This is a genomic window from Robinsoniella sp. KNHs210 (assembly GCF_000686105.1).
Classification (GTDB): Bacteria; Bacillota; Clostridia; order Lachnospirales; family Lachnospiraceae; genus Robinsoniella; species Robinsoniella peoriensis.
The window spans coordinates 4,492,377-4,506,239 of record NZ_JMLZ01000002.1; the positions used below are offsets into that span (position 1 = coordinate 4,492,377).

11 protein-coding genes are annotated in these 13,863 nt (G+C 40.6%); 10 read left to right on the forward strand and 1 reads right to left on the reverse strand.

What is annotated here, in order from left to right; translation table 11 throughout:
- Positions 1-109: 109 nt before the first annotated feature.
- The 5 genes from CD03_RS0126045 (at position 110) to CD03_RS0126065 (ending at position 6,484) form a co-directional block, all read left to right on the forward strand.
- Entirely contained in the window at positions 110-1,288 is a 1,179-nt protein-coding gene (locus CD03_RS0126045) for an autoinducer 2 ABC transporter substrate-binding protein (protein WP_044289675.1), read from the forward strand.
- Between the two features lie 184 nt (positions 1,289-1,472).
- Positions 1,473-2,306 carry an alpha/beta hydrolase gene (locus tag CD03_RS0126050; protein WP_081820380.1) on the forward strand — a complete coding sequence of 278 codons (834 nt, stop codon included), beginning with the start codon at positions 1,473-1,475 and terminating at the stop codon, positions 2,304-2,306.
- A 73-nt stretch (positions 2,307-2,379) separates the two neighbouring features.
- Complete coding sequence (locus CD03_RS0126055) at positions 2,380-4,158, forward strand: sensor histidine kinase (RefSeq protein WP_027296122.1); 1,779 nt, start codon at positions 2,380-2,382, stop codon at positions 4,156-4,158.
- Between the two features lie 15 nt (positions 4,159-4,173).
- Positions 4,174-4,926, forward strand: a complete 753-nt coding sequence (locus CD03_RS0126060; RefSeq protein ID WP_027296123.1) for a response regulator transcription factor — start codon at positions 4,174-4,176, stop codon at positions 4,924-4,926.
- 370 nt (positions 4,927-5,296) lie between these two features.
- Positions 5,297-6,484 (forward strand): uroporphyrinogen decarboxylase family protein, encoded by a 1,188-nt coding sequence (locus CD03_RS0126065; protein WP_027296124.1) that lies wholly within the window; start codon positions 5,297-5,299, stop codon positions 6,482-6,484.
- 86 nt (positions 6,485-6,570) lie between these two features.
- Here CD03_RS0126065 and CD03_RS39230 read toward each other — a convergent pair whose 3' ends face one another.
- Positions 6,571-7,986, reverse strand: a complete 1,416-nt coding sequence (locus CD03_RS39230) for a VanZ family protein (protein ID WP_063837260.1) — start codon at positions 7,984-7,986, stop codon at positions 6,571-6,573.
- A gap of 266 nt (positions 7,987-8,252) precedes the next feature.
- Between CD03_RS39230 and rpsL the strand changes: the two genes are divergently transcribed.
- The 5 genes from rpsL to CD03_RS0126095 all read left to right on the forward strand — a co-directional run bounded on the left by rpsL (position 8,253) and on the right by CD03_RS0126095 (position 13,652).
- Positions 8,253-8,675 (forward strand): 30S ribosomal protein S12, encoded by a 423-nt coding sequence (gene rpsL / locus CD03_RS0126075; protein WP_027296125.1) that lies wholly within the window; start codon positions 8,253-8,255, stop codon positions 8,673-8,675.
- Positions 8,676-8,878: 203 nt separating this feature from the next.
- The gene (rpsG, locus tag CD03_RS0126080) at positions 8,879-9,349 is read left to right on the forward strand and encodes a 30S ribosomal protein S7 (protein WP_027296126.1); all 471 of its coding nucleotides are present in this window, start codon (positions 8,879-8,881) and stop codon (positions 9,347-9,349) included.
- Between the two features lie 91 nt (positions 9,350-9,440).
- Positions 9,441-11,558, forward strand: a complete 2,118-nt coding sequence (gene fusA / locus CD03_RS0126085) for an elongation factor G (protein ID WP_027296127.1) — start codon at positions 9,441-9,443, stop codon at positions 11,556-11,558.
- Between the two features lie 135 nt (positions 11,559-11,693).
- A complete protein-coding gene (gene tuf, locus CD03_RS0126090; protein WP_027296128.1) occupies positions 11,694-12,887 on the forward strand; it encodes an elongation factor Tu in 1,194 nt (397 codons plus the stop codon).
- Between the two features lie 267 nt (positions 12,888-13,154).
- The gene (locus CD03_RS0126095) at positions 13,155-13,652 is read left to right on the forward strand and encodes a CarD family transcriptional regulator (RefSeq protein ID WP_044293770.1); all 498 of its coding nucleotides are present in this window, start codon (positions 13,155-13,157) and stop codon (positions 13,650-13,652) included.
- Positions 13,653-13,863: the final 211 nt, after the last annotated feature.

Here is a 13,863-nt window from a genome sequence, read left to right on the forward strand (position 1 = left end):
TTGTAAAAACCAATGGATTGTAATAAAATTGTGATATTCAGGGTCAACTGAGTAAACACATAATATTTACATAAAAAATTAATTTGTAAGAAGAAAGGGTGGGTAAATTATGAAGAAACGATTGGTAACAAAGGTATTGGCGGCAGCCCTGATTGGTATTATGGCGGTATCTTCTTTAGCCGGATGCTCTGCGACTGACACATCAGTTGGAAGTAAAACGACAGAAAAAGCGGAGACGAAAGAGACAGCCGCAGCAGGCAATGAAGAAACAAAGGAAGCATCTAAAGATTCATCGGCAGAAACCAAAGGCGCTGATGTGGTTGTGGCAATGCTGCCCAAATTCAAAGGAGAAAACTATTTTGATGCATGTAAAGTAGGTGCCCAGGAAGCAGCAGATGAATTGGGAATCACCTTGTTGTATGATGGACCGTCACAGGATCAGGCTACTAACCAGAAACAGGTGGATATTCTCGAAGGATGGATTGCACAGGATGTAAATGTTATTATTGTATCTCCTAATGATCCGACTGCAATTGCTCCGACCTTAAAAAAAGCCCAGGATGCAGGTATTAAAGTAGTAACATTTGATGCGGATGCTCAGGAAGATTCCAGAGATTTATTTGTAAACCAGATTACTGCACAGGCAGCTGCAAAAGGCTTGTTGGATGGTGCTGCAATTGATCTGAAGGCGAAAGGATACGGTGCAGGCCAACCTGCAAATATTGCATTGGTGTCCGGATCCGGCACAGATGCAAATCAAACAGCATGGGAGGCAGCAATTGATGAATTACTGAAGACAGATGATTACAGCTTTATGAAAATTCAGAATAAAGAAACAGATGTATATTATCCGGGTACGGACGAAACTACAGTAAACAGCGAGTGTGCAACTCTGATCAGCCGTATGGGGGAAGGTGCGGACCAGATTCAGGCAGCAATTGCATTGTCATCCATGTCAACTCCTGCTCTGGGTGCACAGTATCAGTCTGCATCCAGCAAACCGGATCCTTCCAAGATCACGTTAACCGGACTGGCGACACCAAATGCTCTGAAAACATACATTAAGGATGAAGAGAATCCAATGAATACCGGAGTTCTCTGGAACTGTATGGATCTGGGATATCTGGCAGTTCATTCAGGATATCAGCTGGCAGAGGGAACGATCACGACGGATTCTACCTCCATTGAAGCAGGAAGACTGGGAACGAAAGAGATTACAAACCGTGAGTGCGTATTAGGGGATGCATTGGTATTTGATGCGGCTACCGTGGATAATTATGACTATTAATGATTAGCAGAAGAGTAATAAACGGCCTATAGATAGGGAGAAGACCTCTGTTTATAGGTCTTTTCCTTTCAGCACTCCACTATTTCCCTTCAAATAGATATGGTGTATAATAGAGAAAAAATAATAACAGAAATTTCAGGCATACTCTGAGATGAATGGTCCTAAAAGGGCAGAAGGGAGTTATATGATTTACAAAGAAATGAATGTAGAGGCAGCGTATGAAAAGGCAGGTGCCGATCATGGAAAATATCAGCCCAGATTATTTGGGTATATGTATAGTGACAGTGAAGAACTGAAAATGTCCGGGAAAAGACCGGCAGTCATTATCTGTCCGGGAGGTGCATACCAATTTAAATCTGACCGGGAGGCTGAACCGGTAGCAATGCGGTTTTTAGCAGCAGGTATGCAGGCATTTGTATTGCAATACAGTGCTGCACCATCCAGATATCCATGTGCTGTACTTGAGCTTGCCACATCCGTAGCTATGGTTCGTGAACATGCCAGAGAATGGGGCATTGATCCGGAAAAGATATTTATTTGCGGATTTTCTGCAGGGGGACATTTATGCGCTTCCCTTGGAACTCTATGGAAGGATGAAATATTTACACAGGTGTTTGGAACAGAAAACTTAAATTATAAACCATCAGGAATGATTTTATGCTATCCGGTTATTACGATGGGTGAATTTACCCATAAGGAGTCGCGCGCAAATCTGACGGGAACAGACGGTTCCACGGAACTGAGTGAAAAGTTATCTCTGGAGAAGCAGGTCACAGCAGATACGCTGCCCACATTTATATGGCATACCCAGGAAGATAATGCAGTTCCCGTAGAAAACACGCTATTGTTTACTTGTGCACTGCGCAAATACAGAGTGCCTTTTGAACTACACATTTATGAAAAAGGCGGACATGGATTATCCCTGTGCGATGAGACTACAGCGGGTAACCAGGATCAGATCGTACCGGATAATGCAGGATGGATCGACCATGCCGTGAGATGGCTGAAGCGGTTTTAAAGAGTCCTTCACAGGCATTTTGCATACATGCGCTTTTGTGAAAAGAGGATTATGAAGTGGCAGAGTGTGAACTATGATAAAACAGAAAATCAGTACAAAGCTTTCTATGACCTATGCTGTTTTGACGATCTTGTTTATTGGAATTGCAGCAGTTATTTTCTATAAATATAACCAATATAATATCCATCAGGATGGAGTCAGCAATATTGGACAGATCGCCGAAAATGTAATGGCTCAGGCTGACAGCCGCCTTACGACCATGGATCAGACGGCGATAGACGTATTGTCAGATAATCATTTTCTGGACCTGTGGGATCAGGCTGTGGTTTCGTCCGGTGATGAAGTGGGCAAAGAAATACGAAAGCTTTTGACTAAGGCATATATCAATAAATCGGATATAAGAAGGGTTTCGATTTATGGAAAAGATGGCACATTTTACAGTACCGGGAAAACGGATGTAAAAAAAGATGATGTAAGACAGCGGATACAAATGATAGAAAGCCAGTATCCGATGAAGCAGATGAACAGCCGGGTCTATTTAAAGCCGCATCTCGATTATTGGAACAAGAGCAGCGAAGTCCTGGTTGTGTCTGAAATTAAGCCGGTTAAGGACAGAAATACTGATATTATCGGTTATCTGGAAGTTCAGCAGAATGCTTTTTATATGGATAATATCTGTAATGTAAAGTGGAATGGCAAAGGCTTAAAAGTCATGGTATTTATGGAAGAAACAGATGAGCTTTTCTATACCAATCTTCCCGACAGTAAAAGAAATGATACTTATATCCAGCAGGTGAAGGATTTTACCAGGCAGTATTCCAAGATAAAAGAAGACAGCCATTCACTATTTTCCACGGCATCATCCAATTATTACGCCTGTAAAACAGTGATCATTCTGGATAAGAATGTTCTGAATGAGTCCTTGAACAAGATGCTGGGAGGAATTATTGCCATTACCTTAGTGCTGATAATTGTCACTACATTTTACAGCTTCTGGACGACCAGGATGATTATGCGTCCGATTAATCTGCTGGTAAAGACCATGCAGAATACAGATCTGACGAATTTCAGACAAAAGAGGGAGATAAAAGTTAAGGATAAAGAAACAGAGATTTTGGTGAATTCTTTTGAAGATATGGCAAAGCGGCTGGAGGATGCTCTGGTAAAGCAGAAAAAACTGGAAAATGTCCAGACAAAAACATTATTTAGTGCCCTGCAGTCGGAAATGGGTCCTCATTTTCTTTACAACAGCCTTGGAAGTATTGCTAATTTGTGTGAGCGTGGGGAAACAGAAACGGCAGCAGATGCATGCTACAGTCTGACGGAGATCCTGAGATATGCATCCAATTATGAGACATCCGAAGTAACCATAGGGGAAGAAATAGAGAACCTGAAGGCCTATATGTCAATTATGAAGAGCCGCTACCAGAAAAGAATCGAATTTGAAATGCAGATAGATGATGACACTAAATATATTATAATACCGAAGCTGACTTACCAGCCGCTGGTGGAAAATGCCATTAAGTACAGCCTGATGGAACATGAAAAAGTGATTATTAAGATCTACACAGTGGTATTGGGCGATAAGCTGGTTGTAGAAATAAAGGATAACGGGTGCGGCATCAGCAAAGAAGCCGGAGAAGTAATCCGTGAGAGAATCGACGAATTTCACAATACAGATAAAGCCACCTATATAGCAGAGCAGATTCAGTTTGGAGGAATGGGGCTGAGCGGGACACTGATCAGGCTTTCGATTTATTATGGAGACAGTTTCTGGTATGAACTTCAGGATAACAATGACGAGGGCGGCACCAGTATTCTGTTTGGCATGAATATTAGTAAATACAGATAAAAGGAGTGGGTAAAGATGTATAAAGTATTGCTGGTGGATGATGAGCCGGCAGCCCTAGATATGGAAAAAAGAGCAATTCAGAAGAGGACGGAATATTTCCAGGTATCAGGAGAAGCATATAACGTAAAAGATGCCATTGAACTTTACCATAACACAAGCCCGGATGTTGTATTAACGGATATGAAAATGCCAAAACAAAATGGGATTGAGCTTATAAAATACATTGCCGGACAGGAAGAAAACAGAGCGGTCTGCATAGCAGTAAGCGGTTACGCCGACTTTGACTATGTACACGATGCATTTTCCTATGGAGCATTTGACTATCTTCTAAAGCCGGTGGAGCCTAAGAAAATTGAAGAACTTTTTGTAAGGATCCGAAGGCTTTTGATCTCTACAAGAGAAAATCCGTGTACTGTAAAACTACCCCAGGGCAGGCTAAGTACCGAACAATTAGTGAAAAAAGTAGAAGAGCATATCCGCAAAAATATTGCCGGAGACAATAGCATACTGAATATCTGCAGTATATTTTCCATCAGCCAGCCTTATCTGAGCAAAGCATTTAAAACGCATTTTAACTGTACCTATAACGAATATCTCATCGGTATCCGTATAGAGGAAGCAAAGAAGCTTCTGGATCGGAAAGAAGAGTATCTCATAGGGGAAATAGCCGAGTTATTAGGGTTTTCCGACCAATTTTATTTTAGTAAAGTATTTAAAAATGCAACCGGGTATACCCCTCGTGAATACCGTGCAAGGAATGATAAATGAGTTTTGTATTTTATATATTTCAGCTTTGATTTTACATGTACTTTTTCACTATTTACTTTTAAAATGAACCTATAAAGAGGATTGCAGAGGAATGTGTGAAAGAAAACCGCTTTCACACTACTGATTCGGGAATAGCACAAGCCTGCTTGCGCTATTCATGGGGTTAAGTGTGAAAGAAAACCGCTTTCACACTGCTGATTTGGGAATAGCACAAGCCTGCTTGCGCTATTCATGGGGTTAAGCGTGAAAGAAAACCGCTTTCAAACTATTTTCTGGTGGTAGTATTGCAGGTTTACCTGCAATATGCAGCGGTATAGAAATGAATCTTAACTGAGGCTCTGGAATTCGGTAAATGGAGAAGGAGGATATAATGACAAATAGGGAGCGTGAAAATTTAACTTTGAATTTTGGAAAGCCGGACCGAGGTGCTGTGGAGGAAACTTTTTATCCCTGGGTATTAACGAAAAACCGCTTTGTGGAAGAGGGATTTCCATCAGATATCGCACAAAATGCAAAGGATATTACCAATGATATTGTAGGAAATAAAGCAAATCAGACTGAAAAGTATCTGGCGGCAGCATGGGGGCAGGGAGTCATGGAATATGAGCAGTATCTGGGATTTGATTCAGTAAGGCGGATTCATTTTGTGCTTCCTTTTCGCAGATTTGAAGAAAAGATACTGGAAGATACCGAAACCTATCTCATTAAGCAGGATATATACGGCAGGCAGATGATGCAGAAAAAGGGTTCGGAGATTGAAACAGAATATAAATCAGTTATTCAGAATGAAGCAGATTGGGAGAAGCTTAAATCTTATGCAGACAGAGAACTGGAGGCTTATTATAGTGATGAGGCTATAGAGGCTGCATACGGTTCCCTGAAGGAGGGGCATGACAGAGGAGACTACTCAATCCGGTTGAATCTGGAAGGATTTTTCTGGGTTCCCAGGGAATTAATGGGGATAGAGGCACATTTATATGCATTCTACGATGAGCCGGATCTGATACATGATATCAATGAGTATATATTGCAGGTGTACACTACAAAAGTAATAAAAATCGTAGATCTGCTGCAGCCGGATGTTGTTTATCTGATGGAAGATCTGAGTGGAAAAAACGGACCGATGATATCAGGGAAAAACTTTGATGAATTTGTAGGCGATTATTACAAAAGACTGATTCCATTGCTGAAAGAGCATGGGGTAAATAATGTTTTTGTGGATACGGATGGAGACTTTACCATTATGATCCCGCATTTTTTAGAAGCAGGGGTGGATGGATTTCTTCCCATGGATGTGAATGCCGGAATGGATATAGTTAAAGTGAGAGAGCAGTTTCCCAGGCTGAAATTTATCGGCGGATTCAATAAGCTTATGATTGCCGAAGGAAAAGAAGCAATAGACCGGGAATTTGACAGAATCCTTCCGGTGATTCGGGGTGGTGGATATATAGTGGGCTCTGATCATCAGGTGGCACCTTCTACATCCCTTAAAGATTATCAATATTATATACAGAAATTAAAGGAGGTAATGAAGCAGGCTGGAAGGGATGTAAGATAAGAAGCAGTTCTGTCTCAGTTTGAAAATACGGAGATTAATTAGAAAAAGCCAACGCAGTTTATAATCATATACTGCATTGGCTTTTATTATTTCCGGTTAAAAAGAGACTGGATTTTGGATACGATATCCACGTCATCATCATCGTCCGGCCGCTGTGAATGTTTTTTCGCTGCGCTGTAATCCTCTTCCGGATCGCTGTCATCAGAAGTTTCATATTGCTGGTGCCGGTCATAATACTGTGTCTGGTCTTCAAAATAATCAGCGGAATGGTAATTTGCATAGTCCTGGTCGGAACTGTAGTTGTTAAAATCCTGTTGCTGACCTCCAAAATTTTGTTGAGGACCGCTGCCGAAAGGCTGACTGTTAAAATCCTGTTGAGGACCGCCGCCGAAAGGCTGCCCGTTAAAATTCTGCTGAGGATCGCCGCTGTAAGGCTGCCCGCTAAAATTCTGCTGAGGACCGCCGCTGTAAGGCTGCCCGTTAAAATTCTGCTGAGGACCGCCGCTGTAAGGCTGCCCGTTAAAATTCTGCTGAGGACCGCCACTGTAAGGCTGTCCGTTAAAATTCTGCTGAGGACCATCGCTGTAAGGCTGTCTGTTAAAATTCTGCTGAGGACCATCGCTGTAAGGCTGTCTGTTAAAATTCTGCTGAGGACCATCGCTGTAAGGCTGCCCGTTAAAATTCTGCTGAGGACCGCCGCCATTAGGCTGCCCGTTAAAATTCTGGGGGTTATTTCCATAATAGGGTTGCTGATGATTATAATTTTGATAACCCGGATCCTGACTGTAAGGTGTATGGCCATCGTAACCGGTATATTGCTGGTCATAGGAATAACTGTTGTCTTTGCTGTTTTTCTGCGCTTTTCTAAATGTTCTTGATTTAGATGCAGATTTTGGGATATCATTATAATAAGCATGTTCTTCCTTATAATGGTATTCCGGTGCGTTGGCTGTGTAATTTTTGAACTTATGGTTTTTGTGTTTTACTTTTGTGATTCTTTTTACCTTTGTTTTTTTCTTTCTCGGCTTAAAGATCGTCATTCGTCCGGTCCATCCCACCATCCGGACGAGTACAATACCGAAAAAGACTCCAACACTGTCAATCCCGACATCCCGAAGGGAAGGAGAGCGGCCTCCCACGAAAGATTGGTGGTATTCATCTCCCAGGGCAAAACCGACGCATAGGATGCCGGCTACAAGCATAAGCCAGATACCGTGCAGCCCGTACACATATAATGGAAAGGATACTGCCACAGCGAGGGCAAAATATTCGGTCATATGTGCTAATTTACGTGTGATAAAGTTGATTTTATTGGCCCATTCTTCTATTTGCCACTGTTCCAGATTGGCGTCGAAGATATAATCTCCTGCTTCTACAATTTTACAGCTGACTTTAAAACTCAGCTGTCCGGAAACATCTCCGCTTTGGCTGGAAAAATTAAAAATAAGGCACATTAAAAGTATAGCTGGTATAAATGATAATGGTTTTAATAATTTCCTCATAATATATCGCCTCCGATTTGCGCCTATCATAGCATTCCTGACGTTTGTTGTCTACCGGCTTAAGAAAATTATAAGGTATTTTGGGCAAAAAACTTTGAAAAATACTGGAAAGTGCTTGACATTAGAAATGCATGTGGATATAATAAATCAGTGTGCGTGAATTTTAATCTAATTTCATGCATCATAAAATAAAATTAAAACAGCAACCACATGTACAGAAAGAAAAAAATTATGTTTTTGTACAAATAAAACAGGAGGTGAAAGGAATGCCAACATTTAACCAGTTAGTAAGAAAAGGTCGTCAGACATCTGAGAAAAAATCAACTGCACCTGCTCTGCAAAAAGGATTTAACTCCTTAAAGAAAAAGAGTACGGACGTATCCGCACCACAAAAAAGAGGTGTATGTACAGCAGTTAAGACAGCTACACCTAAGAAACCTAACTCAGCTCTTAGAAAGATCGCCAGAGTTCGTTTATCTAACGGAATCGAAGTAACAAGCTACATCCCAGGTGAAGGACATAACCTTCAGGAGCATAGCGTTGTTCTGATCCGTGGCGGTAGAGTAAAAGACTTACCAGGTACAAGATATCACATCGTTCGTGGTACACTTGATACAGCAGGCGTTGCAAAGAGAAGACAGGCTCGTTCTAAATACGGAGCTAAGAGACCGAAAGACGCTAAAAAATAATTCGTAACAATTAAATTATAAATTATTCGTATCACAAACAGAACTACAAACAAAAATTGTGCCGGATTTCTTATTCACCCGTGGTTGCAGGTTAATATAGAAGCTTTCGTGCACGAAACACAAGTAGAACGACACATGTGAGTACCGATGAATTAATCAAGCAGTCTTAATTGGCTGCGATAATAATTAAGGAGGGAAGTACCGTGCCACGTAAAGGACATACTCAAAAAAGAGACGTATTAGCAGATCCATTATACAACAACAAAGTGGTTACAAAGCTTATCAATAACATTATGTTAGATGGTAAGAGAGGTGTAGCTCAGAAAATAGTATATGGAGCATTTGACAAAATGGCTGAGAAATCAGATAAGCCAGCAGTCGAAGTATTTGAAGAAGCTATGAACAACATCATGCCTGTACTCGAAGTAAAGGCAAGACGTATTGGTGGAGCAACATACCAGGTACCTATCGAAGTTAGACCAGATAGACGCCAGGCTTTAGCTCTTCGTTGGATCACATTGTATTCTCGTAAAAGAGGAGAAAAAACAATGGTAGACAGATTAGCAAATGAGCTTTTAGATGCATCAAACAATACAGGCGCATCCGTTAAGAAAAAAGAAGACATGCACAAAATGGCAGAAGCAAACAAAGCATTTGCTCACTATCGTTTCTAATTATATAAAAAATATAAAAGAACGGTGCCGGCCTGTATTGGCCGGCTTGTGACAAAGCGGAAAGCTTTAAATTATTTAGGAGGAAATAACCTTGGCTGGAAGAGAATATCCATTAGAGAGAACCAGAAATATTGGTATTATGGCTCATATCGATGCTGGTAAAACAACATTGACAGAGCGTATCCTGTATTACACTGGTGTAAACTATAAAATCGGTGATACTCATGAAGGTACTGCAACCATGGACTGGATGGAGCAGGAACAGGAAAGAGGTATCACAATTACTTCAGCCGCTACAACATGTCACTGGACATTGCAGGAAAACTGCGAAACAAAACCAGGTGCTTTAGAGCATCGTATCAATATCATTGATACTCCAGGACACGTTGACTTTACAGTAGAGGTTGAACGTTCCCTACGTGTACTCGACGGTGCTGTCGGTGTATTCTGTGCTAAGGGCGGTGTTGAACCTCAATCTGAAAATGTATGGCGTCAGGCTGACACTTATAATGTACCTCGTATGGCATTCATCAATAAGATGGATATCATGGGTGCAGATTTCTACGGTGCAGTAGAACAAATTAAAAACAGATTAGGTAAAAATGCAATCTGTCTTCAGCTTCCAATCGGAAAAGAAGATGATTTCAAGGGAATCATTGACTTATTCGAAATGCAGGCTTATATCTACAATGATGAAAAAGGTGAAGACATTTCCATCACTGAGATTCCGGAAGACATGAAAGATGATGCTGAATTATATCGTACAGAATTAGTAGAAAAAATCTGCGAGTTAGATGACGATTTAATGATGGAATACCTGGAAGGTGAAGAACCATCCGTAGAAGCATTAAAGGCTGCTCTGAGAAAGGGTACCTGCGAATGTACTGCTATTCCTGTTTGCTGTGGTACAGCTTACAGAAATAAAGGTGTTCAGAAGCTGTTAAATGCAATTCTTGAATTTATGCCGGCTCCTACTGATATCGCTTCTATTGAAGGAACAGATATGGAAGGAAATCCGATCGTAAGACATTCATCTGATGATGAACCGTTTGCAGCATTAGCATTCAAGATCATGGCTGACCCATTTGTTGGTAAGCTGGCATTCTTCAGAGTTTACTCTGGATCTATGAACTCAGGTTCTTATGTATTAAATGCAACAAAAGGCAAAAAGGAACGTGTTGGACGTATCCTTCAGATGCACGCTAATAAGAGAGCAGAACTTGATAAAGTTTATGCAGGAGATATCGCAGCAGCTGTAGGCTTTAAGTTTACAACAACTGGTGATACAATCTGTGACGAACAGCATCCGGTTATTCTGGAATCCATGGAATTCCCAGAACCAGTTATCGAATTAGCAATCGAGCCTAAAACAAAAGCTGGTCAGGGCAAGATGGGTGAAGCTTTAGCAAAACTTGCAGAAGAAGATCCTACTTTCCGTGCACATACAGATCATGAAACAGGACAGACAATTATCGCAGGTATGGGCGAACTTCATCTTGAAATTATCGTAGACAGACTTCTTCGTGAATTCAAGGTTGAGGCAAATGTAGGTGCACCTCAGGTTGCTTACAAAGAAACCTTTACAAAACCTGTTGATGTTGACAGCAAATATGCAAAACAGTCCGGTGGACGTGGTCAGTACGGTCATTGTAAAGTTAGATTTACACCAATGGATCCAAATGGCGAAGAAACATTCAAATATGAATCCAGTGTTGTTGGTGGTGCTATTCCGAAGGAATATATCCCGGCAGTTGGTCAGGGTATCGAAGAAGCATCAAAAGCAGGTATTCTTGGCGGCTTCCCGGTACTTGGTGTTAATGCAAACGTATATGATGGTTCTTACCATGAAGTCGATTCAAGTGAAATGGCATTCCATATCGCCGGATCTATGGCATTCAAGGATGCTATGAGAAAAGGTGATGCGGTATTATTAGAGCCAATCATGAAAGTGGAAGTTACTATGCCTGAAGATTATATGGGTGATGTTATCGGTGATATCAACTCCCGTCGTGGTCGTATCGAAGGTATGGAAGATATCGGTGGTGGTAAGCTTGTAAGAGGTTATGTTCCGCTGGCTGAAATGTTTGGTTACTCTACAGACTTACGTTCCAAAACACAGGGACGTGGTAACTACTCTATGTTCTTTGAAAAATATGAGCAGGTTCCGAAGTCTGTACAGGAAAAAGTATTAAGTGCTAAGTCCAAGTAAGTAATTATATCGTTATTTTAAAAAATTAGGCTTGAAAATATCTTTGATTTGAAATATAATCAAAGATAGCCTAATGAAATAAAAAACCAAAAAGAAAGCCTGATACAGGCGCATATTATAAGGAGGACATTCAAAATGGCTAAAGCTAAATTTGAAAGAAACAAACCACATGCTAATATTGGTACCATTGGACACGTTGACCATGGTAAAACAACTTTAACAGCTGCAATTACAAAAACTCTGAGCGAAAGAGTTGCAGGTAACGCAGCAGTTGATTTCGAGAATATTGATAAAGCTCCAGAAGAAAGAGAACGTGGTATCACAATCTCTACAGCTCACGTTGAGTACGAAACAGATAAGAGACATTACGCACACGTTGACTGCCCAGGACATGCTGACTATGTAAAGAACATGATCACAGGTGCTGCTCAGATGGATGGTGCTATCCTTGTTGTTGCAGCTACTGATGGTGTTATGGCTCAGACAAAAGAGCATATCTTACTTTCCCGTCAGGTAGGTGTTCCTTACATCGTAGTATTCATGAATAAATGTGATATGGTTGATGATGAAGAATTACTTGAATTAGTTGATATGGAAATCCGTGAATTATTAAGCGAATATGAATTCCCAGGCGATGATACACCAATCATCCAGGGTTCTGCTTTAAAAGCTCTTGAAGATCCAAGCAGCGCTTGGGGAGACAAGATCATGGAACTTATGGACGCAGTTGACAGCTGGATCCCAGATCCTCAGCGTGCTACAGATCAGCCATTCTTAATGCCAGTCGAAGACGTATTCTCTATCACAGGCCGTGGTACAGTTGCTACAGGTAGAGTAGAACGTGGTATTCTTCATGTATCTGAAGAAGTTGAAATCGTTGGTATCAAAGAAGAAACAAGAAAAGTTGTTGTTACAGGAATCGAAATGTTCCGTAAACTTCTTGACGAAGCTCAGGCTGGTGATAACATCGGTGCGTTACTTCGTGGTGTTCAGAGAACAGAAATCGAAAGAGGACAGGTTCTTTCCAAACCAGGTACAGTTACATGCCATACAAAATTTACAGCACAGGTTTACGTATTGACAAAAGATGAAGGTGGACGTCATACTCCTTTCTTCAACAACTACAGACCTCAGTTCTACTTCCGTACAACTGACGTTACAGGTGTTATCAACCTTCCAGAAGGCACAGAAATGTGCATGCCTGGCGATAACGTAGAAATGTCAATCGAATTGATCCACCCAATCGCTATGGAGCAGGGTCTTACTTTCGCTATTCGTGAAGGTGGACGTACAGTTGGATCAGGCCGTGTTGCTACAATCGTTAAATAATTAAAACAATTTAAATAGATACATTAGTCCAAGCGTAAGATGAGGACTGCCACATTAATTACATTATTGTGGTAGTCCTTTTTCTGTTGTACTGGCTATTGGTTATTATTATCTATAGATCCCGATATAGCTATTGTGACTTTTGACCCTAGGAAAAAAGCAAAAAGTGTGTTATAATAGGATAGTAACTTGCTGCTGCGGTATTCAAAGCATTGGCTATTGGAGTAGTTCTTCCACGAGGGAAGTAAAGAAAGTAAGGTGCTTATATTGTTCAAAATTAATGAAAGTGTAGTTTATGAGGGAAGAGGCGTATATAATATTGAAAAAATTGATATGCTGGATTTCCTTAACACAAATGAGATGTACTATATTTTAAAACCTGTTTGTAATGATGGTGGTACCATTTATATCAAAACAAACAATGACAAGGTATCCATGAGAAAAGTCATAACAAAAGAAAAAGCCGAGAAGTACCTTGATGATTTACCAAAAATGACGGGTATTTATGACGAGAATGATAGAGTAAGAGACAAAGAATATCAGAGTGTACTGAAGTCATGTGAATGTGGAAAATGTTTTGGCATGTTAAAAGGGATTATGCATGCACAGAAAAACAGACAGGAAAGTGGAAAAAAGCTGAGTATAAGTGATGACAAAAATCTTCAGAGGGTAGAGCATTTACTTTTTTCAGAACTTGCAGTAGTTTTTGACACAACAGTTGAGAGAATAGAAGCACAAATTGCAAAGCTATTACAGGTTGCCTAGTTAATAGCTGTGAAATAGAATGAGATCCGCTGCAGGGTCTCTTTTTTTGTCAGAAAACAGCATAAAAGCAGTGACTGAAGTCCATGTGAGTTAAACTTCTTACCTTCTTACAATGTGATACAGCGTCATACAGCCTCATACAGGTGAGTAATATAGTTCACAAATGTAAAATATAGTATATAAATGCAATATATAGTTGACATCTATTCGT